Source organism: Liquorilactobacillus capillatus DSM 19910 (assembly GCF_001434915.1).
Lineage (GTDB): Bacteria > Bacillota > Bacilli > Lactobacillales > Lactobacillaceae > Liquorilactobacillus > Liquorilactobacillus capillatus.
The window spans coordinates 83,971-105,807 of the sequence record NZ_AZEF01000016.1; the positions used below are offsets into that span (position 1 = coordinate 83,971).

Below are 21,837 nucleotides of genomic sequence, written 5' to 3' on the forward strand. Positions count from 1 at the left end.
AACACTTCCTCATTTATTTAGAATATTTTTCAATTTTAATTGCAGGCAAGATCTCATCGATCTTAGCCCGATCAGCCAAGTCTTCTGAAAATGCAGTTGCACTCCCACAAGCAAGACCGTAACGGAAACTCTCAACTGGATCTTTAGTTGCTGCGAAGGTTCCAACAAACCCACCAATCATTGAGTCTCCAGCTCCAACAGAGTTAATAACTGTTCCCTTAGGTGCTGCACTATAATAAACTTCGTCAGGTGTAATCAGTAAACCACCGTCCCCAGCCATTGAGATCAGCACATGTTGTGCACCTAATGTCAGTAATTTCTTACCATAAGTGACGATATCATCAAGCCCATTAAGTTCAACTCCGAATAAATCAGCCAATTCATGATGGTTAGGCTTAACAACTAATGGATTTTCTTTCAAAGTCTTCATCAAACTTTCACCAGTTGTGTCAATCACAAATTGTGCACCTTTCGAACGAATTAATTTAATTAAGTCAAAATAAAAGTCTTGGCTTAAGCTGGGAACTAAACTTCCTGATAAAATAACTGCATCGTCGCTCGTTAAGTTGTCTAACTGTTTTTTGAAAGCTGCAACTTCTTCGGCTGTTACTTGCGGTCCTTTACCATTAATTTCAGATTCATTTTGTGCCTTGATCTTGACATTGATTCTCGTATCATCAGCCACATGCGTGAAACTAGTTTTAAGGTCTTTTTCCTTAAGTGTGTCTTCAACAAATTTGCCTGTAAAGCCCCCTAAAAAGCCTAGTGCAATATTGTCTTGTCCAAGCTCCTTTAAAATACGTGAAACATTGATTCCCTTACCACCAGGTAATTTAGCATCATGGTCCATTCGATTTACTTCACCTAATGTAAGCTTTTCTAATTGGACGATATAATCGATCGAAGGATTAACCGTTACCGTATAAATCATATTGAAACCTCCTGCATTATTGTTTGACTACTGTATTGATCGAGAACTGTTTTGGGTAACTTATTTGTAATAATAATTGCTTTAGCAAGTTCAGCCACTTTGACGAATGAAACTTGATCAACCTTAGATTCATCAGCTAAAACATAGCTTCTTTCACTCTGATCAATTGCAGTCTTTTTAACTGCTGCTTCATCCGGGTCAGGAGTTGTATAACCAAATTGCGGATGAACCCCATTCATACCCAAGAAAGCTTTATTAAAGCGATAATGATGTAATGAATTAACTGTTTCAAGTCCCACAATCGCTTTTGTTGTAGCTTTCAACTCACCACCAACCAGAATCGTGCGGATATTTCGATCCGCCAGAGCTGATGCGTGCATTACGCCATTTGTAACGGCAGTTAAATGCTGTCCAGAATGTAAAAACTGGATCATCGCAAGCGTTGAAGTCCCTGCATCTAGATAAATAACATCTTCATCTTGAATCTGTTCAGCAGCAAACCTCGCAATCGTTGTTTTCTGTTGGACATTTCGCAAAGACTTCCCAGTCATATCAAGTTCACGCTGCAACGAATGTTTAACTTTCGCTCCCCCGTGAACTCGAATTAATAAACCTTTTTCTTCTAATAATTGCAAATCACGCCGTACGGACGACTCAGAACACTTTACTTCCTTACAAATATCCTGCAACTTAACAACATTACTTGTTTTAAGCATGGATAAGATCACTTGTTGCCGTTCCTCTGCAAGCACTTACATTACCCCCAGAAAATATATTACCACCTAATAAACTAAAAAGCAATCACAAAAACGCAAAAAAATTCATTTTTAGCCATATAATTAAGTATATTTGACTGTTTCTGAAAGGTCAGTTCTCAAAGTGGCCATTATTTTTTATAAAACTTTTATTTTGATTTTCTTTTAATGTACAAAAATAGGACTGAGCCAAAAGTTATTTTGGATCTCAATCCTTTATTAAACTTATCTTGCGTACCTTAGCATATTACATTAGCTATATATCTCCACTAAATTATATACTACAGATGAGTACAACTCATTATCCTTTGAAAACTATAGTTAACGCTCAAAAACAGCCATTTATTAATATTTTTTACCACTATTTTTAATAAAAAAACCAGTAAAAAGATTTTTTTTAGATTATTATACTTATTTATAAGTAAAAATCGTTTGTCTTTAAGTTTTCATGCTCAAAACTATTATGCTGTCCCTCTAATTCTTAAAACTATGGATTGGGGCTGGAATCAAGCCGCCCCGCTGAATCATTGCTGCAGATGAGGCTGCATTGACCGCCATTACTGGTGCATGGCCAAGTAAGCCTCCAAATTCAACCGTATCACCAACATCTTTACCTTGAATTGGCAGAACTCTGACTGCGGTTGTTTTATTGTTGATCATTCCAATCGCAGCTTCGTCAGCGATCATTGCTGCAATTGTTTCTGCTGGTGTCTTGCCTGGAACAGCGATCATATCAAGACCGACTGAACAAACAGCCGTCATGGCCTCGAGCTTCTCGATATTCAATGAACCGCTATTCACGCCTGCGATCATTCCCGCATCTTCAGAAACCGGAATGAAAGCTCCCGAAAGTCCGCCAACTTGACTACAAGCCATGATGCCGCCTTTTTTAACTGCATCATTTAATAATGCCAGCGCTGCCGTTGTTCCATGTGTTCCCACTTGTTCTAGACCGATCTCTTCTAATATTTGTGCAACTGAATCACCGACCGCTGGAGTTGGTGCAAGTGATAAATCGACAATTCCAAAAGGTACACCAAGTCGCTCAGCCGCAATCGTTCCAACTAACTGGCCCATTCTAGTTACCTTAAAGGCTGTCTTCTTAATCGTCTCCGCAACAACATCGATTGGCTCACCTTTAACTTCTTCAAGTGCATGTTTAACAACACCTGGTCCACTGACACCAACATTGATGACAGTATCGCGTTCACCTACACCATGGAATGCTCCTGCCATAAAAGGATTATCTTCCACAGCGTTGCAAAAGACGACCATCTTAGTATTGGTCATAAATGATCGTTCTGAAGCCTGCTTGATAATTTTTCCCATCTCAGCAACAGCATCCATATTGATCCCACTTCGTGTTGAACCAATGTTGACCGACGCGCAGACCAGATCAGTTTCAGCCAAGACGCGCGGCAATGAACGAATAAGTTTTAAATCACCTGTTTGGTAACCCTTTTGAACTAGTGCTGAGAATCCGCCGATAAAGTTAACTCCTAAGTTTTTAGCTGCTTTATCCAACGTTTTTGCATATTTAAAATAGTCTTTGTCGCTTGAGGCCGCTGCAATAATCGCGATTGGAGTAACTGAGATGCGTTTATTAATAATTGGAATCCCATACTCCACTTCAATTTGGCGTCCAACTTCAACTAAATGCTTAGCCTTAGTCGTTATCTTCTGATAAATTTTTTCACAAGCCACTGTACTATCACTATCAATACAATCTAATAAAGAGATCCCCATTGTAATTGTCCGGACATCCAGGTTTTCATCAGAAATCATATGGATCGTTTCTTTGATTTTCTCTGTTTCCATTTAGTCCCTCCTACAGCTGATGCATTGCATCATATATTTCTTCACGTCTAATTTTGATTTCAACCCCCAGTTGTTTCCCCAATTCATCTAGCTGGCGTGTTAAAGTCGTAAACTCAGTCTGTTCCTCTTGAATCTCAACCATCATCATCATTGTAAAATAACCGTTCATAATCGTTTGTGATACATCTGAAATATTAATTTTCTTTTCTGCAAGGAAATGGCTTACTCCTGCAATAATCCCAACTTGATCTTTGCCGATCGTTGTCAAAATAGCTTTCACGTGGGTCACCTCATTTTTAATTTTTTACGCTCGCAACTTATGTTAAAGTATAGCTGTTCCCGAACAAAACCGCAATTACGTCTAAGGCCTTTATTTAAAATTTAAATATTATAAAACCTATTATAACAAGAAGAGAACTTCTTTTATACTATTAATTTTTCTTTCTTTATATCCGTATATTAAGTTCATATTTTAAAAGTATTTAGCCAATTAACCGAATTATATTATTAATCACCTCATCAGCTTAGAGTAATGCTTGAATTTAGTGTGGAATACATATAACATGAATAGGCATTGATACTTATTTATTTCTACCTACGTTAATGAAAGGAACTGAACATGCCTTCAGAGATGAGCACTCATAAAAGAACTATTGTTACAGCCTTAGTTTTGATTTCAACCTTTTTCAACTTGGCTAGTCAAACAATGATGGTCACAGCCTTACCTGTTATCCAACACACCTTACACGTTTCATTAACCAGCGCACAATGGCTAACAACTGGATATATGCTACTAATCGGGATCGTTACACCGTTATCGTCTAACCTTTATGATAAATACACTAACCGGCAAGTTTTCTTAACCACAACTGCGGTCTTTATTCTAGGAACTCTCCTAGGGAGTTTCGCAACTAATTTTGGAATGTTATTAACAGCACGGTTATTACAAGCCTGTGCTGGCGGTATTTTGATGTCGTTTCAAATGACCACGATGGTAACCATCTATCCAGCTGAAAAACGTGGCACTGTTTTAGGAATGTCTGGTTTAGTAATTGCTTCGGGGCCAGCGATTGGTCCAACCATCGCCGGACTGATTCTAAATTACTTTGACTGGCATTACCTGTTTACTCTGATCCTTCCCTTTATTATCTTAATCTGGCTTATTGCCTACTTTGTTTTTCCTAATTATTCTAAAAGACGAGCTGTTAGAATTGATTTACTTTCCGTTCTACTTTCACTGGCTGGTTCAAGTCTGACCTTGGCTAGCTTGACCGTTTTTCAGCAATCTTTTATGTTTGGTCTAATAATGTTAATTGCAGGGCTTGGATTCCTAACGATTTTTACACGTCGGCAATTTAGCCTTACCGAACCAATGCTGCGAGTCAGCCTACTAAAATTAAGATCTTTTAGAATGCTAACCTTTATCGGTGTTTTTGCATTTATGGTTCTGATCGGTACTGAGCAGATCATCCCTATTTTTGTTGAAAATATTGCTGGGTTAAGTAGTATGCATGCGGGTTTAATTCTTCTACCTGGTGCTGTCGCTAATGCTCTTTTTGCTGCTTTAGCTGGACGTTACTATGATACTCACGGCCCTAAGGTGCTTATCAGTACTGGTATTTTTTTGATGTTATTGGCAACTATTCCCTTCATAACTATCAGTGTCCAAACTCCCATTTGGCTGATTACTTGTGCCTATATGCTTCGGATGATTGGTAACGCACTCGTCTTCTCACCTGCCATGTCCGAAGCTTTTAAAGATGTTGCCTTACCTCATATCAGTCATGCTACGGCTCTGAACAATACTTTCAGACAAGTTGCCGCATCTGTCTCTGTCACACTTATGATTGTCATAGCTGATAGCCCATCATCTTTTGTGACTGGGACACGCCTTGCAATCTGGTTTACTGTTTTGATTTTAATTATAATGGGCACACTATTTCATTCTTACTTGAAATATCCGGCTAAGAAATAACTATCCGCCCGTAATTAGACGGTCTAAAAAAGACTATTCCCAGTTAATTTTTGTATCCCCCAGATCAGCTTAATTATTGCTGTGGGTACATACAATTGGGCATAGTCTATTATTTTTAAGTTATTCGTTGATTCTTGTCTTTGCCAATTACATGGAAAGCTCAATCATCTTGCTGTTTCGTATGATAAGTGAACTTAATATCTGGAAACTCTTTTCCAGCATCCTTTCCTTGCATAAAAGTTTTAGCTTCCTGACGAATTTGCGATAAATCAATCCCTTGAGCTTTCGCCGCAAAAAGGCAGCCACAATAACATTGACGATAAACATCGTATTCCTTGCACATCTCGACAGAACGCCGGTAACCATTATTCTTCTTAAAATCACTAGGCAGATATTTCGTTGTGTAAAAGTTCTGAACATCTATCCCCACTCGGTTAACTACCTGTGAATTTTTATGTGGACTAATTGTTAATGCACTGCCAAAATAATCAAAACCTAATTCAACTGCTTTAGCTGCTACTAAATCTAAGCGATAATTGAAACAAGCTTCACATCGTTCCCCGCCCTCGGGTTCTTTCTCAAGTCCTCTAACGGCTTCAAAATATTGTTGTGGTTCGTAGGGAGCAGCAATAAACTGAACATTATTATTAGTTTTTTGATTAAAATCAGTGATAAATTTTTGCTGGACATATTCACGTCGTTGGTATTCAGCACGCGGATGAATATTGGAATTAGCATAATAAATAGTAACATCCGCGTATTTCGTTAAATATTCTAGTGTATATGTACTGCAGGGAGCGCAGCAGCTGTGCAGTAAAATCCGTGGCCGTATTTTTTGATCTTGCCAATTTTTGATCATCTTCTGCAATATTTTATCATAATTAATCTTCTGACTCTGGTTCATTCGATCTAGGATTTCATGTAGATCAATCATTCTTTCACCTTCATACTAGAAAAACACCTTTTTGCAAACTAGTATAGCATATTCGACTAATATTCACTTAGTCTTATACGCATTTGCCTAAAGCCCTAATCATCAAACAAGAGCTCGACTAATTGATCCAGCCTTATTCCTTGAAAGTAGTTGTCAACCAACTGTGTTGTCAATACAGACTTAATGTCCTCTTTTTTAAAAGGTATTCCTATTAAAAGCTTTTCCAGGTCAGTAACATCAGCTGTTCCAAAGTAGTCACCTAGAAATCTAATTTTCTTGATCTGGCCGTTGGCAACTAGAATTCGTGCATCAATCGTCCCGTTTGTAAAATGCCGTCTCCGCTGAAGTGTAAATTGTGGTGACTGTCCGTATACCCAATCCCAATTACGATAATACTTCTGCTCCAACTCTGCAATTTCAGCCTGATCTTCAATAGTTAATTGATAACTATTTTTCTTAGCCATTGCCATTGAATCAACATTCAAAACACTTTGAATAATAAAATCACGAAACTCTTCTGTCGTAATATTACGGTATTTTTCCGCTAAGTAAGGACGAAGATTAGTAACCCGACCACGTACCGACTTAATTCCTTTCGATTGAATCTTATCTTGTGGAACACTTAAAGCTTGGGCAACCTCCTGCATATCGACATCCAACATTAATGTCCCATGGGAGAAAGTCCTGCCTGCTTTCGTATACATCGCATTACCGGAGAATTTTTTACCCGCGACCACAATGTCATTTCGGCCTGTTACTTTCGCTTCAGTCACCCCTAATTTATGCAGGGCGGTCACAATTGGGGCAACCATCGTTTTAAAATCTCCGAAACGCCGACGGTCAGCAGGGACAATAAAACTAAAACTCAGATTTCCCAGATCATCATACATCGCGCCACCGCCCGATAAACGGCGGGTAACCACGATCTGCTTTGCTTGGCAATATGCCTGATCTATCTCCTCAAGTGTATTTTGATTACGTCCGATAATAATACAGGGACGTTGAATATAAAATAAAACTAACGGTAATTCAATGTTCTTTTTAGTCATTAAGTATTGCTCTGTTGCTAAATTAGTTCTAATATCATATGTCTTCATTGCTAAGTAATTCATCATTACACATTCTTTCCACCAAAGACTACTTTTTAAGCTTATTAAAATATTTTTTCTTCCTGTATTCGGTCCCAAATAGCAGTTGCAATTTTTTGACCACCTCGCTTATTTAAGTGAAGATGATCGCCAAAATCATAGCGCGATTGTAAGCGTTGCTTATCATCTTCAACGAGCTGGCTGCTGTCAAACGTTTCTGGTAAGCGGCGTAAATAACGGTTGATTTCTTGCCGCTTATTTAACGTTTGCGTATAAATATTACTATGTGGTACAGACCCATGTCCTAAACTAAACGGTAGCAGTGTTCCTAACAGTAACCGACTGTGATTCCTTTGCAAAACCTTTTTAAGTTGTATAATTCCATCCGCAAAATCATTTATATCTATCTGCTGTTGTAAAGCTTCTTTACTAACCAAAGGCATTATCAAGTCATTAGACCCAATAAATGCAATCGTCAGTACTGGCATTAGCTTTTGAGCCTCTGTTGCCGCTCTTCGTAGCAAGCTTGGCCCAAAAGTCTGATAAAGAGGTTCATCTTGTGGTGCATCATGCAGAAGTCTCCCCCCTGAGATCCCCGTGTTGGCAAAAACTATTTTCCCCGGTCTTTTTTGATAAACGATTTCTGCCAAACTAGTTGATATTTGCCCCATCTCAACCAAGGAATCACCCGTTATATTTACAACTGCTGGCTGAGAATCTGTTAGGACCTCGATTTCATTTAAACAAAACCAACCGCGGCGTGCATCCATTGAATGATGCAGATGTGGTGTACTAGCATATCGGCGAACAAAATTAGCGTTAGTTAACGTCGTATCATAAGTGCAACAGAAATCAGCATATGTTTGAACAGACTTGCTGCTGAGCTTGAGATAAAGTTTCATCCCCGCTTTCACTTGTAAATGCACTGGATCACTTTTGAGGGTTGTTCCCTTAATAACCGTAGCCTGCTCTATCCCCGCAAAAGTTACTTTCTGTTTCACGTGAAACTTTTCATCTGTAGCAGCTTCAACCTTCTGGAAAATAAGATCTTTTTCACCATACAAATTAGATAGACCTAAGCGGATACCATCTCCATTTAAATTAAGCGTAGCTTGAACAACTTCCGTTAGCTCCGGAAAAGTAAATGGCAGTGCCCGATAGTCATCACAATTATGGTACCAACCTAGTTTCCATTCCAATGTTTTTTCCTCCATCCGACCAGCTATTTTTTAAAATAAAAAGACTGGTTTTTTCTCCAGTCCTTTATTTATTACTTTTTAATTATTATTGCGTATCTAATCTGCTAACAAATCAATAATGTCCTGTCGCGGAATACCTTGAAAGTACTGATTTAAGTCAACATCTTTCAAAGCTTCTTCTATTTTGTCTTTTTCAAATAAACAACCAAGTAATTTTTCACTTAGTTCAGTAACTATGTGCGTTCCAAAAAAGTCCCCAAAGAAAGTAATGTTTTTGATCTTCCCTTTTTCGACTAAAATCCGGGCATCAACTGTTCCATTAGTAAAATGCTGTCTTTTCTTGACCGTGAATTCAGGAGATTGACCATAGACCCAATCCCAGTTAGCATAGATCTTATCCTCAAGTTGGGTAATTTGTTTCTCGTCCTCTTCAGTCAGCTTATATTCAAACTGCTTGATCTCCTGTGGGTTAGCTATCTCCAATACATTTTGGATAAGTAAATCACGAAACTCTTCAGTTGTAATATTTTTATATTTCGCAGACAAGTATGGTCGCAGGTTGGTTACCCGACTGCGAACAGATTTGATCCCCTTTGATTTAATCTTATCCAGCGGAACATTCAATGTTTTAGTAACCTCATCGGTATCAACATCCAGCATCAACGTTCCATGCGAGAAGGTCTTCCCCCCACGTGTGTACATTGCATTACCGGAAAATTTCTTACCATCGACGACAATATCATTTCGTCCCGTTACTTCAGCCCCTGTTACACCCATTTTATGCAATGCATCTACAATAGGTGCAACCATTGTTTTGAAGTCACCAAATTCACGACTACCGGCATCGACAATAAAACTAAAACAGAGATTCCCTAAGTCCTGGTACATTGCCCCACCGCCTGATAGGCGTCGTGTTACCGTAACGTCATTCTCCCGGCAGTATTTTTGGTTGATCTCCTCTATTGTATTCTGATTACGACCAACGATTACACATGGCTTTTCAATATAAAAAAGCATTAACGGTAACTCTAATTGATCATTATTCATCAAATATTGTTCTGTTGCTAAGTTTCTCCTAATATCAGCTGTTGGCATCACTACATACTGCATACTCCTACACTTCCTCGTCAAATATTAATGGGTAGACCCAAACCTAAATCAGCAACATCCATGATAGCTTCACTAACACTTGGATGCGGGTGAATCGTCAAAGCAACATCTTCAATAGTTGCTCCACTTTCAATTGCTAATGTCAGTTCTGTAATCATGTCGCTAGCATTAGGTCCAACGATTTGTGCGCCAACGATTGCTTGACTCTGTTTTTCAAAAACGATTCGAACAAAACCATCTGTACTATTCATTGAGATCGCACGCCCATTCGCGGCAAATGGGAACTGTGCTTTTTTAACATCCAATCCCTGGGCTTTAGCTTCCTTTACAGTCAACCCAGTGGTTGCAATTTCACTATCTGTATAGCAGACAGCTGGCATTGCATGATAGTCAACTGTTGCCTTCGAACCAGAAATGGCTTCAGCAGCGATCTTCCCCTCATAGCTGGCTTTGTGCGCAAGTGCAGCTCCGGCAACAACATCACCAACTGCGTAAATACTAGGTACACTAGTCCGACCTTGTGCATCAACATCAATCAAACCACGTTTATCAATTTTTATACCAAGATGTTCTAAGCCCATGTCGGCCGTATTGGCACGTCGTCCAACACAAACAACACAGTAATCTGCTTGCAACTGCTTTTCCTTACCATCAACTTCAAATGTAACTGTCACACCTTGGTCGCTTTGTTCAGCCTTTTTGGCCATTGCCTTGGTATAGATATCTACATGCTGTGAACTAAAATGGTGTTCAACTACTGAAACAAGATCGCGCTCATAGTTCGCCAATATTCCATCAGCACCTTCTAGAATTGAAACATGCGCACCCAAGTTAGCATAAGCAGATGCCAGCTCACAACCTATATAACCACCGCCAACAACGATTAATTCTTTAGGAACTTCTTGCAGAGCTAATGCTCCAGTTGAATCGAGGACTCTTCCTGCAAATTTGAAATTAGGGATCTCAATCGGATGGCTGCCAGTCGCAACGATCAAATTCTTAAAAGTATACGTTTGTGCGTGGTCATCATTAATAACGCGCAAGCTGTGTTCATCTTTTAGAAAAGCACTGCCCCAGACAACATCAATATGGTGTTTCTTAAATAAGCTAGCTACCCCGCCTGTCAGCTTATCGACTACACCTTCCTTTTTCCACTTTTGTGTTTGTTTAAAATCTAAGGTCGCTGCAGTAACTCGCAGACCCATATCTTGCGAACCCATTGCTGCTTGATACCGGTGAGCTGCTTCAATAAGGGCTTTGGATGGAATACACCCAACGTTCAGACATACTCCACCAATAAACTCACGTTCAATAACAGTAACCTTTTGACCCTTTTCAGCGGCTCTGATGGCCGCTACATAACCACCAGGTCCTGCACCAACAACAACTGTCTCTAATTCAATTTCAAAATCTCCTACTACCATGCGGCGTCATCCTTCCATTAATAAAAGTTCTGGATTACTTAATAATTCGTTTAAGCGATTGAGTGCCCGTTGAGCAGTTGCCCCATCAATCACACGATGATCAAAGGATAACGATAGTTTCATAACATATGCTGCTTTAACTTCATCATCCACAACAAGCGGTTCTTTTTGAATCCGACCGACACCCAAAATAGCAACCTCAGGCCAATTAATAATTGGTGTGAAGAAACCCCCCCCAATTGAACCAATGTTTGTAATCGACATACTACTATGCTTCATATCGTCTCCGCTTAACTTACCATCCTTAGCTTTTTGTGTATTCTTACTAATTTGACGTGCAATTGCAAACAAACTCTTTTCATCAGCATGTTTAACATTAGGAACAAGCAAACCACGGTCCGTGTCTGTTGCGATCCCTACATTAATATAGTTACGATAGATGATCTCTTGATTATCCATATCAACCTTAGCATTAAAGATTGGGTATTCACGCAAAATCACTGCCAATGCCTTGACGATGTAGGCCATAAAGGTTAAGTGAACATCCTTTTCAGCCGCCATTCCTTTGTATTTCTTACGATGATCCCACAATTTATCAACTACCACATCGTCAAAGACGATAACGTGTGGAATCTCACTCTTACTGCGAACCATTGCTTTAGCAGTTGCCTTACGAATCCCTGACATTTTTTCTCTTGTTTCAGGCCATTCATCACCAGCCACAACTGGCGCAGTCTGTTCGCTTGAATGTTTTCCCGCAGCTACTGGAGTAGTAGTTGCTGGCCCGTTTTTAAGGAAGGCTTCAACATCAGCGCGAATTACGTGTCCATGTTTACCAGTCCCCTTAACTTGCTTTAAATCAACACCTTGCTGCCGGGCATATACCCTCACTGCCGGCATTGCTAGCACTGGTAAACTGCGATCAGCTGTTGCTGGAGCTGCTGCAGTATTTTCCGAGGCTGCTGGCTCTGGTGCAGCTTTTTGCTCAGTTGCTGCTTCATCAGTCCTTTTGGGTGCTGTCGTAGAAGCCGGAGCTGCCGGGGTCTGTTCTGTTGTTTTCTCCGGAGCTGCTTGACTATTCTCTGGCGCCGCTTGTTCCGCCTGTGCTCCTGCAGGAAGGTCTCCTTCTACTTCAAACTCAACTAATCCTTGACCAACTTCTGCAGTTTCACCCTCATTAACTAAAATTTGTTTAATTGTTCCTGAAACTGGTGCTGGAATTTCTTCAACTGATTTATCATTTTCAATTTCTAGTAAGTCATCGTCTTCTTTTAAGGTATCACCGGGCTTAACATACCATTTAGCAACCGTTCCTTCGGAGATTCCTTCACCAATATCAGGTAATTTGAATTGGTATACACTCATGTTTTTGCCTCCTAAAAGTTCATGTTTTCTTTAACCTTATCAATAATATTTTGTTTATTTGGAAGCCAGTCGCTCTCGGCTTCACTGAAAGGATATGGTGTGTTTGGCGCAGCGACCCGACCAACAGGGGCCTCAAGATAAAGAATCCCTTCTTCTGCAATCAACGCTGCTACTTGTGCGCCAATGCCAGCTTGCTTTTGAGCCTCCTGAACAATTACTGCTCGACCTGTTTTCTTAACTGAGGTCAAAATTGTTTCTTCATCTAAAGGTGAGACTGTTCGTAGATCGACAACTTCTGCCTTAATACCGTCCTTAGCAAGTTCCTCTGCAGCCTTCAGGCTTTCGCGCACCATTGCTCCATAGGTAATGATGCTGATATCTGTTCCCTCTAAAGCAACTTTAGCCTTATCAAGTGGCACAGTATAGGCTTCATCAGGCACCTCTTCTTTAAAGGACCGATACAGTTTCATATGTTCCAAGAAAACAACTGGATCTTCGGAACGGATAGCAGAGATCAGTAATCCCTTTGCGTCGTACGGATTACTTGGAATTACCACCCGTAAACCAGGCATCTGTGCAACTAAGCCTTCCAGACTATCTGCATGCAGTTCTGGTGTATGTACCCCACCACCAAAAGGTGCGCGGAAAGTTACTGGCATTTTACGTGTTCCACCTGAACGAAAATGCATTCGTGAAATATGCCCTGCGATCTCATCCATTGCTTCATAAACAAATCCAAAGAACTGAATTTCCGGAACAGCATGAAAACCTTGCAGTGCCAGACCAGCAGCCAGCCCACCAATTCCAGATTCAGCTAATGGCGTATCAAATACCCGGTCGTTACCGTACTTATCATGAAGTCCCTCTGTTGCACGAAAAACTCCACCATTTTTTCCAACATCTTCCCCAAAAACTAAGACTTTTTCATCTCGTGCTAATTCTTCATCCAAGGCATCTGTAATGGCCTTAATCATTGTCATTTTAGCCATAGCTATTTGGCCTCCTTTGTTTCATAGTACTTAGCTGCTGCTTGAATGCTAGCAGGCATCTCACTAAAGGTGTTAGCTAAGTACTCACTAATTTTTTGTTTTGGCATGTTTTCAACTTTAGCTATTGCTTCATTGATTTCTGCTTTAACCTCTTCAACGTACTGCTCTTCTTTTTCTTCTGACCATATCCCTTTCGCTGTCAGGAATTTGCGCATTCTAACAAGCGGATCTTTCTTAAGCCAGAAATCATCTGATTCTTTAGTCCGATAACGTTTTGGATCATCACCTGACAGAGTGTGCGGTCCATAACGATAAGTCAACGTCTCAATTAAAACTGGTCCGTTACCGTTTAGCGCAAATTCACGTGCAGCACGTGTAACTTCATATACTGCCAATGCATCCATCCCATCAACTTGAACACCAGGGATCCCAGCCGCGACAGCTTTCTGTGCTAAAGTCTCAGCAGCCGTCTGTTTTTCACGCGGAACTGAAATAGCAAATCCATTATTTTGCACAACAAAAACAGCTGGTGCTTGAAATGCTCCTGCAAAATTGATTCCTTCATAAAAATCGCCTTGTGACGTTCCACCATCACCTGTGTACGTATAGGCTACATTCTTTTGACCCTTGAGTTTGAAACCAAGAGCAACACCTGCGGCTTGAACATATTGTGCGCCAATAATAATTTGCGGTGGCAAAGCGTTAAAATCCGCTGGATACTTATTCCCCTCTACATGGCCACGTGACCAGAGAAAAGCTTTATAAAGCGGTAACCCGTGTTGCACTAACTGGGGTACATCACGGTATGCTGGGAGAATAAAATCTTCTTTTTCCATAGCAAAGTTAGATGCGATCTGACTCGCCTCTTCACCCGCAGTCGGGGCATAAAAACCTAACCTTCCTTGACGATTTAATTTAGTTGAACGTGTATCTAATGTCCGAGACCAGATCATTTGTTTAAAAAGCGCCACTAGTTCATCATCGCTCAAATCTGGTTGCCATTTAGGATCAATTGTTTTACCTTCTTCTGATAGTAGTTTAACAGTTTTAAATTCATTACATTGTTCTTTTTTTAACTGTTCAAAATCAAATAATTTTTTGGACATTTTTGAAGCCTCCTTAGTAAAAATTCACTTTATAACTAACTATTAGATAACACATCCTTCTTGTTAATAAAAGTAATTAGAATTTTGTATTCCTAATCAGCGTTATGTGAACCGCTTACAATAAGATTGTAACCCCTTTTAGTTCAAAATTAAACATTGTTGTTTTTTTAACATGCACTCTCCTTGGTTTTTAACTGTTTTATTTACTTTCATGTTAGTAATTTTATTTTTTTTATTATCCTTGTGATAAATAAAACAATATTTTACACAACTAAAAAAGCTGTACCCAAAATTAATTTTAGGTACAGCCACGCTTACTATTATAACGGTAGTCTGTTATGCTCTATTTAAATTTTGTTTACTAACTATTTCTTTTCCCGAACGATATAAACTGGGCGGTGTTTGGCTTCAAGATAGATATTAGCAATATATTTACCAACGATCCCTAAACAGAATAGCTGCATTCCACCCACCAGTAAGATGATCGTAACTAGCGAAGCCCAGCCATCTACACTTCCACCGTAGAATAGTTTACGCATTATAATGAAGATCATCGCAACACCTGAGCCCGCAAAGGAGAAAAAACCTACAAATGAGGCAATCGATAATGGTGTATCCGAGAAATTAACGATCCCATCCAAGGAATAGCCAAATAATTTCCAAAATGACCATGAAGTATTACCAGCTACCCGATCACGATTTTGATATTCCAAATACTTAGTCTTAAAACCCACCCAACTAAAAAGTCCTTTAGAAAAGCGGTTATACTCACTTAATTTTAAAATAGCATCCACTACTTGCCGTGTCATTAAACGATAGTCTCGCACGCCATCAAGAATAGGCGTATTCGAAATCTTATTGATAATTTTATAAAACATATTGGAGAAGAACGAGCGTATCGGCGGTTCACCACTCCGGTCCATCCGGCGGGTCCCTACAACATCGTAACCCTCATCCTCAATTCCCGCTAACATTTCAGCCAACTGTTCTGGCGGATCCTGCAGATCCACATCCATGACAGACACATAGTCACCCGTTGCGTAAGTCAGACCTGCATATAAAGCTGACTCCTTCCCAAAATTTCTTGAAAAAGAAACATAATGAACATGCTGAGGATCTCGTTGCTGTAATGCCTTTAGCTCTTTTAAGGTAGCATCTTTTGATCCATCATCAATAAAAATATATTCAAGCTCGTTCCCTCTAAGCTGTCCCTTAACTTTTTCAAGTGCTTTATAGAAAAGCGGTACTGTCTCCTGCTCATTGTAGCAGGGTACAACAAGTGAAATTAATTTATTCATTTAACAAATGTCCCCTCGCTAGTCTAAGTCCAATGATAGCTATTTTTCGACTCTAATTGCTTCTTTGATTATACAGCCTTTTATACCATTTATTAACCCAAATAAGTTTTTTTATTGTCATTTATAAATACAAAGAAATTTTAAGAAGGTATAATATAGTATAAAACGGTCAGATAGGAAGATGTCCCTTGGAGAAAATTAAAACTAAACTGCAGCTAGCATTTGCATTATTAAGTATCTTTTTTATTCCCTTACTCATCGCAACAATTTGGGCTATTTCAACTGCAAATAAATGGATCATCCTAGGGATTCTTTTGCTGGATTTCTTTTATCTAACGATCGAATCAACATTCTTTTTTGTTTTACTTTTTAATCGTTTTAAAAAGAAACCCGCAGAAAAATCAAATGAATCCAAATAAAAAACACATTGCTTAGCTGTCCATTTTTAAGAACTTATCCCGTGACAGGCAAAACAGTGTGTTTTTTATTAGATTTTAGCAATTCGTCCTTGTTCAATATAGATAGCCAAAATAGAAAGATCGGCTGGGTTAACACCACTGATTCGGCTAGCTTGTGCCAATGTTGCTGGCTGGATCTTCTTAAGTTTTTGCTGAGCCTCAGTTGCTAAGCCTTCGATCGCATCATAATCGATTCGTTCCGGTATCTTCTTAGCTTCCATTCGTTTTAACTTTTCAATTTTCTGGTATGCTTTCTTAATATACCCTGCATATTTAATTTGGATTTCAACCTGCTCAATTATTCGATGATCCAATGGTTGTTCAGGTGCTGGGATAAACTGCAACAATTCAGTATAACTAACTTCCGGTCGGCGTAAAAAATCACGTGCCAACACGCCATCTTTGAGCGGTGTATCACCTTTTGATGCTAAGAAAGCATTAACCTCATCATTAGGCTTGATCCGAATTTCTTTGAGTCGTTTTTCTTCTGCGGCCACAGCTGCTTTTTTGGCTTCAAAAGCTTCAAAACGTTCATCTGAGATCAAACCTAACTGGTGCCCTAGCTCTGTTAACCGTAAATCCGCATTGTCATGCCGCAAGATTAAACGGTACTCTGCCCGTGATGTCAGTAACCGATAAGGCTCGTTAGTTCCCTTAGTAACTAGATCATCTACCATAACACCAATATAAGCATCACTGCGTTTTAAAATAACTTCTTCCTTACCTAATGCATGGCAACCGGCGTTAATACCCGCTAGCATTCCTTGCCCAGCTGCTTCTTCATACCCTGAAGTCCCATTAGTCTGACCAGCTGTATATAAACCACTAATGAGCTTAGTTTCCAATGTTGGCCGCAATTGATATGGTGAAACAATATCATATTCAATGGCATAGCCAGGACGCATCATCTCAGCCTGTTCTAATCCTTTGATTGAATGAACCATTTTCTGCTGAATTTCTTCTGGCATCGAAGTCGAGAGCCCTTGCAGATAGTACTCATCTGTATTGCGTCCCTCTGGCTCAATAAAGAGCTGATGACGTGGCTTATCTGCAAAACGAACGATCTTATCTTCAATTGAAGGGCAGTAACGCGGACCCACACCTTCAATAACCCCAGAAAACATTGGTGCACGGTCAAGATTAGCCCGAATTATTTTATGCGTCATCTCGTTAGTATATGTCAGCCAACAAGATAGTTGCTCTTTGACCGCAAGATATGCTTCATCACTTGACTCAAAACTGAAATGATTAGGTTCCTCATCGCCCTTTTGTTCTTCAGTCAGTGCATAATCAATGGTATTTCCATCTACTCGTGGCGGTGTTCCTGTTTTAAACCGTTTTAACTCAAAACCAAGTTTCTCCAAATTACCTGATAACTTCATTGAAGGTTGCGAATTATTTGGACCAGATGAATACATCAGTTCTCCAATAATAATCTTTCCCCGTGCTGCCGTCCCAGTCGTTAAAACAACACTTTTAGCCCCATAACGAGCTCCGGTATTAGTAATAACACCCTTGACTACATTATCTTCAACGATTAGATCATCAACGATCCCTTGCCGTAGTGTCAAGTTAGGCTCACGCTCGATCGTATGCTTCATTTCAATTGAATAAGCTCGCTTATCAGCTTGGGCCCGCAACGCACGTACAGCCGGTCCCTTACCCGTATTGAGCATCCGCATCTGGACGTAGGTCTTATCAATATTACGCCCCATTTCACCACCTAATGCATCCACTTCACGTACCACGATCCCCTTAGCTGGGCCACCAATCGAAGGATTGCATGGCATAAAAGCAACCATCTCTAGGTTAATTGTGACTAAAAGTGTTTTATTCCCCATTCGTGCTGCTGCCAAAGCTGCCTCACAACCGGCATGTCCAGCACCAACAACAATTACATCATATGTTTTACTTACATACTGCTTTACTTCCATTTTAATCTCCTACCATATATAAAAGGTTATTATTTACTGTTACTTGCCTAAACAGAATTGACTGAAAAGCTGATTCAAAAGTTCATCTTGATAGCTATCACCCGTTATTTCCCCTAAGAGATCCCAGCAATTTGTCATATCAATTTGTACCAAGTCAACTGGCATATTCGCCTTGATCCCATCTAATACATTGTCCAGTGCATCTTCAGCCTGATTAAGCAAGGCTATATGACGTGCATTCGTCACCATAACAGTTGTTTGGCTGTCCTCGATTCCACCAAAAAACAGCTTCGCGATTCTTTCTTCCAGCTGATCAAGTCCTGCATTCTTCAGGACAGAAGTTGTTAGCAACTCATCTGTACCAGTTAGTTTCTTCAACTCTGGCAATTCAATCTGTTGTGCTAGATCAACTTTGTTTAATAAAATAATCCGTTTCTTTTTAGAAGTCAATTCAACCAGGGCGCGGTCTTGTTCAGTTAGTTTTTGACTACTATCAAGGACCAGCATCACCAGATCAGCCTGATCAATTGCTTTTCTAGATCGCTCAACCCCAATTTTTTCAACTTTATCCGCTGTTTCACGAATTCCAGCCGTATCAACTAATTTCAGAGGAACACCATGGACATTCACATATTCTTCGATAACGTCTCTAGTCGTCCCAGCAACATCAGTCACAATCGCTTTATCTTCGTGTAATAACCGATTGAGCAAGCTTGATTTTCCAACATTAGGACGACCAACAATAGCCGTTGCTAATCCTTCCCGTAAAACCTTGCCTTGTTTAGCAGTCTGCAACAACTGCTGTATTCTTTTTTTCACATCAAGTGCTTTTTCTTTAAGAAGTCGAGTCGTCATTTCCTCAACTGCATCATATTCAGGATAGTCGATATTGACCTCGACTTGTGCTAAAACATCCAATATATCCTGCCGTAGGCTTTTAACAAGGTGGGCAAGATTTCCGTCTAGTTGATCTAAGGCAACCTTCATTGAGCGGTCAGTTTTAGCTCGAATAAGGTCCATCACAGCTTCGGCTTGCGATAGATCAATCCTTCCGTGGAGAAAAGCACGCTTTGTAAATTCCCCTGGTTCAGCTAAACGTGCCCCATTACTTAACAGCAGCTGTAAAATGCGATTTGTTGCTACTATCCCTCCATGGCAGTTGATCTCAATGGTATCTTCACGTGTAAAGGTTTTAGGTGCCCGCATAACGGAAACCATTACCTCGTCTATTTCCTGCTTTGTTTTAGGATCAAGAATATGTCCATAATTAATTGTATGACTCGCAACTTGTGCAAGATCTTTCCCTGCAAAAACTTTTTCTGCAATAAGGATTGCTTCTTCCCCGCTTAGCCGCACGATAGATATCGCTCCTTCGCCAGGTGGAGTGGAAATAGCAGCAATCGTATCAAATTCTGTTGTTGTCACCAAGTCTTCCTCCTTTTTAGACAATAAAAAAAGTGCCACTCCACGCCAAAAAAACGTGGACAAAGCACTTTGACTACTTTATCAATTAAGATAAGAATGATTGCTTATAATATACTTTTAAACATCCTAATTGTCAATAAGTACCCTTAAATTCTATACTTACTGTAAGGACCTGACCATACATAGCAAAACAACAGCCAGACTGAATCCACTATTAGTGAACTCGTTTTTCTGCTGTGATGGATGAAGCTGCTACATGTGATAACCAAACCACACTTAAAAACCTCACCGATCCAGCATAGTCTAACTGCTGTTTGTAAAGGATTTATAACCAAGGGTATCTTACCCGCTGTATCTAAGAAACAACAAATCTACTAATACCTCTCAGATTACAATCCTCTACTTCTTTGATTGTAATCGTTTATTATAGTAAGTTCAATCATTATAAAATATTTTTTACAATCTTTTCCAACTATAAATAGCGCAGGAAATATCCACCACCATAATCAATAATTCAAATCAGCCAAAATTACGCAACTTATAGAATTTCTTTATCCCTGCTCAAAGGAGAGTTGCGTTGCTCTCCAATTTTTCCTTGAGTTTTATTGAAAATGAAATTTTAATTAAAAAAACACTTGCAATTCTAATTGTTTTAGTTATAATTAGTTTTATCAATTACAAATACTGCTATTAACAGCAGAAGGGAGTTAAATAGTATGTTGCAATCTTGTAGAACCATTTTAACCAAAAGTCCTACTACAACTGAATACCTAGTGAGCCTAGTCATTATTAACATGCGCGATATGCTGTTTAATGTCTCGGCTGCTTGATTACGAGAACATTAACGCTATCGCGCTAAGAAGACTTAGGCGATGGCGTTTTTTTGGCACCTGTCATCGCTTAGTCTCAGCGAAGCAGGTGTCTTTTTTCATCATTATTTAATGAAATAGCGTCTTTGTAACAATTTAAAGGAGGAACTTTATATGACAATGTCAGGAAAAAAAGCAGTTCAACCACAGGAGATCGATTGGAATAATCTTGGCTTTAACTACATGAATCTACCTTATCGCTATCGTGCTTATTGGCGTGATGGTGAATGGCAAGAGACAGGTTTAACTGAAGATGCCAATGTTACTATCAGCGAAGGGTCAACTTGTCTGCATTATGGTCAAGAAGTCTTCGAAGGGCTGAAAGCCTATCGTTGTAAAGACGGCAGTATTAACCTCTTTCGTCCGGATCAAAATGCAGCCCGCATGCAAAAAAGTTGCGAACGTTTGATGATGCCTAAGGTTCCAACCGAAATGTTTGTTGCTGCTCTTAAAGAAGTTGTACATGCAAATGAAGCTTATATTCCTCCTTACGGTACAGGTGGCACACTTTACTTACGTCCTTACCTTATTGGTGTTGGTGATAACATTGGTGTCCATCCCGCTCAAGAATATATTTTCTCCATCTTTGCAATGCCTGTTGGTAATTACTTTAAAGGCGGTTTGACCCCTACCAACTTTGTTGCCTCTGAATACGACCGTGCTGCACATAAGGGTACCGGTGCCAGCAAAGTTGGCGGTAACTATGCTGCCAGTCTCTTTCCCGGCCAACTCGCACATGACGCTGGCTTCTCAGATTGTATCTATCTTGATCCAATTGAACACCGCAAAATTGAAGAAGTTGGTTCAGCTAACTTCTTCGGTATTACAAAGGACGGCAAATTTGTGACACCTAAATCCCCATCGATTCTGCCTAGTGTAACTAAATATTCTCTGCTTTACTTAGCAGAACATCGACTAGGCATGCAAACTGAACAAGGTGATATCTATATCGACCAACTAGATCACTTTGCAGAAGCCGGTGCTTGCGGAACTGCCGCGGTGATCTCACCCATTGGTGGTTTCAAGTACGGTGATAACTTCCACGTCTTTTACAGTGAGACTGAAGTTGGCCCTGTAACCCGTAAATTATATGATGAATTAACCGGCATCCAATTTGGAGATGTTGATGCACCTGCAGGCTGGATCGAAAAGGTTTAAC

At 39.8% G+C, this 21,837-nt stretch carries 18 protein-coding genes; 3 read left to right on the forward strand and 15 right to left on the reverse strand.

The window, feature by feature from the left end; genetic code table 11:
• Positions 1 to 13 precede the first annotated feature (13 nt).
• From pfkB to FC81_RS04110, 4 genes are all read right to left on the reverse strand, one after another.
• Complete coding sequence (gene pfkB, locus FC81_RS04095; RefSeq protein WP_057743243.1) at positions 14 to 931, reverse strand: 1-phosphofructokinase; 918 nt, start codon at positions 929 to 931, stop codon at positions 14 to 16.
• On the reverse strand, positions 928 to 1,683 hold the full coding sequence (locus FC81_RS04100; protein WP_057743245.1) for a DeoR/GlpR family DNA-binding transcription regulator: 756 nt from the start codon (positions 1,681 to 1,683) through the stop codon (positions 928 to 930). The genes pfkB and FC81_RS04100 overlap by 4 nt, the downstream gene beginning before the upstream one ends.
• A 477-nt stretch (positions 1,684 to 2,160) precedes the next feature.
• Positions 2,161 to 3,504: a PFL family protein gene (locus tag FC81_RS04105; protein ID WP_057743247.1), complete on the reverse strand. Its 1,344-nt coding sequence runs from the start codon at positions 3,502 to 3,504 to the stop codon at positions 2,161 to 2,163.
• Between the two features lie 10 nt (positions 3,505 to 3,514).
• Positions 3,515 to 3,784 (reverse strand): ACT domain-containing protein, encoded by a 270-nt coding sequence (locus tag FC81_RS04110; protein ID WP_057743248.1) that lies wholly within the window; start codon positions 3,782 to 3,784, stop codon positions 3,515 to 3,517.
• Positions 3,785 to 4,123: 339 nt separating this feature from the next.
• On the opposite strand from FC81_RS04110, the gene FC81_RS04115 reads away from it, so the two are divergent.
• Positions 4,124 to 5,479 carry an MFS transporter gene (locus FC81_RS04115; protein WP_057743249.1) on the forward strand — a complete coding sequence of 452 codons (1,356 nt, stop codon included), beginning with the start codon at positions 4,124 to 4,126 and terminating at the stop codon, positions 5,477 to 5,479.
• A gap of 160 nt (positions 5,480 to 5,639) precedes the next feature.
• Here FC81_RS04115 and FC81_RS04120 read toward each other — a convergent pair whose 3' ends face one another.
• From FC81_RS04120 to FC81_RS04160, 9 genes are all read right to left on the reverse strand, one after another.
• Positions 5,640 to 6,413 carry an epoxyqueuosine reductase QueH gene (locus tag FC81_RS04120; protein ID WP_057743251.1) on the reverse strand — a complete coding sequence of 258 codons (774 nt, stop codon included), beginning with the start codon at positions 6,411 to 6,413 and terminating at the stop codon, positions 5,640 to 5,642.
• Between the two features lie 95 nt (positions 6,414 to 6,508).
• On the reverse strand, positions 6,509 to 7,525 hold the full coding sequence (locus tag FC81_RS04125) for a lipoate--protein ligase (RefSeq protein ID WP_057743360.1): 1,017 nt from the start codon (positions 7,523 to 7,525) through the stop codon (positions 6,509 to 6,511).
• A gap of 41 nt (positions 7,526 to 7,566) precedes the next feature.
• Positions 7,567 to 8,700, reverse strand: coding sequence for an SGNH/GDSL hydrolase family protein (locus tag FC81_RS04130; protein ID WP_057743253.1), 1,134 nt, complete (start codon positions 8,698 to 8,700; stop codon positions 7,567 to 7,569).
• A gap of 96 nt (positions 8,701 to 8,796) precedes the next feature.
• Complete coding sequence (locus tag FC81_RS04135; RefSeq protein WP_057743256.1) at positions 8,797 to 9,810, reverse strand: lipoate--protein ligase; 1,014 nt, start codon at positions 9,808 to 9,810, stop codon at positions 8,797 to 8,799.
• Between the two features lie 17 nt (positions 9,811 to 9,827).
• Complete coding sequence (gene lpdA, locus FC81_RS04140) at positions 9,828 to 11,234, reverse strand: dihydrolipoyl dehydrogenase (RefSeq protein ID WP_057743258.1); 1,407 nt, start codon at positions 11,232 to 11,234, stop codon at positions 9,828 to 9,830.
• A gap of 6 nt (positions 11,235 to 11,240) precedes the next feature.
• Positions 11,241 to 12,599: a 2-oxo acid dehydrogenase subunit E2 gene (locus FC81_RS04145; RefSeq protein ID WP_057743260.1), complete on the reverse strand. Its 1,359-nt coding sequence runs from the start codon at positions 12,597 to 12,599 to the stop codon at positions 11,241 to 11,243.
• 11 nt (positions 12,600 to 12,610) lie between these two features.
• Positions 12,611 to 13,588: an alpha-ketoacid dehydrogenase subunit beta gene (locus tag FC81_RS04150; protein ID WP_057743263.1), complete on the reverse strand. Its 978-nt coding sequence runs from the start codon at positions 13,586 to 13,588 to the stop codon at positions 12,611 to 12,613.
• Positions 13,589 to 13,590: 2 nt separating this feature from the next.
• On the reverse strand, positions 13,591 to 14,694 hold the full coding sequence (pdhA, locus tag FC81_RS04155) for a pyruvate dehydrogenase (acetyl-transferring) E1 component subunit alpha (RefSeq protein ID WP_057743266.1): 1,104 nt from the start codon (positions 14,692 to 14,694) through the stop codon (positions 13,591 to 13,593).
• A gap of 365 nt (positions 14,695 to 15,059) precedes the next feature.
• The gene (locus FC81_RS04160; RefSeq protein ID WP_057743268.1) at positions 15,060 to 15,992 is read right to left on the reverse strand and encodes a glycosyltransferase family 2 protein; all 933 of its coding nucleotides are present in this window, start codon (positions 15,990 to 15,992) and stop codon (positions 15,060 to 15,062) included.
• 188 nt (positions 15,993 to 16,180) lie between these two features.
• On the opposite strand from FC81_RS04160, the gene FC81_RS04165 reads away from it, so the two are divergent.
• Complete coding sequence (locus tag FC81_RS04165; RefSeq protein ID WP_057743271.1) at positions 16,181 to 16,411, forward strand: hypothetical protein; 231 nt, start codon at positions 16,181 to 16,183, stop codon at positions 16,409 to 16,411.
• Between the two features lie 68 nt (positions 16,412 to 16,479).
• Here the strand turns inward: FC81_RS04165 and mnmG are convergent, their stop codons facing one another.
• Together mnmG and mnmE are read right to left on the reverse strand one after the other, a co-directional pair.
• Positions 16,480 to 18,384: a tRNA uridine-5-carboxymethylaminomethyl(34) synthesis enzyme MnmG gene (gene mnmG / locus FC81_RS04170; RefSeq protein ID WP_057743274.1), complete on the reverse strand. Its 1,905-nt coding sequence runs from the start codon at positions 18,382 to 18,384 to the stop codon at positions 16,480 to 16,482.
• 39 nt (positions 18,385 to 18,423) lie between these two features.
• Complete coding sequence (gene mnmE / locus FC81_RS04175; protein ID WP_057743277.1) at positions 18,424 to 19,812, reverse strand: tRNA uridine-5-carboxymethylaminomethyl(34) synthesis GTPase MnmE; 1,389 nt, start codon at positions 19,810 to 19,812, stop codon at positions 18,424 to 18,426.
• Between the two features lie 986 nt (positions 19,813 to 20,798).
• Here mnmE and FC81_RS04180 point away from each other — a divergent pair.
• Positions 20,799 to 21,836 carry a branched-chain amino acid aminotransferase gene (locus FC81_RS04180; protein ID WP_057743362.1) on the forward strand — a complete coding sequence of 346 codons (1,038 nt, stop codon included), beginning with the start codon at positions 20,799 to 20,801 and terminating at the stop codon, positions 21,834 to 21,836.
• The last annotated feature ends 1 nt before the right edge of the window (position 21,837 follow it).

Excerpts from the sequence above, each read along its gene's own strand:
- pfkB (WP_057743243.1), bottom strand. The coding sequence starts at position 931 with ATGATTTATACGGTAACGGTTAATCCTTCGATCGATTATATCGTCCAA.
- FC81_RS04105 (WP_057743247.1), bottom strand. The coding sequence starts at position 3,504 with ATGGAAACAGAGAAAATCAAAGAAACGATCCATATGATTTCTGATGAA.
- FC81_RS04115 (WP_057743249.1), top strand. The coding sequence starts at position 4,124 with ATGCCTTCAGAGATGAGCACTCATAAAAGAACTATTGTTACAGCCTTA.
- FC81_RS04120 (WP_057743251.1), bottom strand. The coding sequence starts at position 6,413 with ATGATTGATCTACATGAAATCCTAGATCGAATGAACCAGAGTCAGAAG.
- FC81_RS04125 (WP_057743360.1), bottom strand. The coding sequence starts at position 7,525 with ATGAATTACTTAGCAATGAAGACATATGATATTAGAACTAATTTAGCA.
- FC81_RS04135 (WP_057743256.1), bottom strand. The coding sequence starts at position 9,810 with ATGCAGTATGTAGTGATGCCAACAGCTGATATTAGGAGAAACTTAGCA.
- lpdA (WP_057743258.1), bottom strand. The coding sequence starts at position 11,234 with ATGGTAGTAGGAGATTTTGAAATTGAATTAGAGACAGTTGTTGTTGGT.
- FC81_RS04145 (WP_057743260.1), bottom strand. The coding sequence starts at position 12,599 with ATGAGTGTATACCAATTCAAATTACCTGATATTGGTGAAGGAATCTCC.
- FC81_RS04150 (WP_057743263.1), bottom strand. The coding sequence starts at position 13,588 with ATGGCTAAAATGACAATGATTAAGGCCATTACAGATGCCTTGGATGAA.
- pdhA (WP_057743266.1), bottom strand. The coding sequence starts at position 14,694 with ATGTCCAAAAAATTATTTGATTTTGAACAGTTAAAAAAAGAACAATGT.
- FC81_RS04160 (WP_057743268.1), bottom strand. The coding sequence starts at position 15,992 with ATGAATAAATTAATTTCACTTGTTGTACCCTGCTACAATGAGCAGGAG.
- mnmG (WP_057743274.1), bottom strand. The coding sequence starts at position 18,384 with ATGGAAGTAAAGCAGTATGTAAGTAAAACATATGATGTAATTGTTGTT.
- FC81_RS04180 (WP_057743362.1), top strand. The coding sequence starts at position 20,799 with ATGTCAGGAAAAAAAGCAGTTCAACCACAGGAGATCGATTGGAATAAT.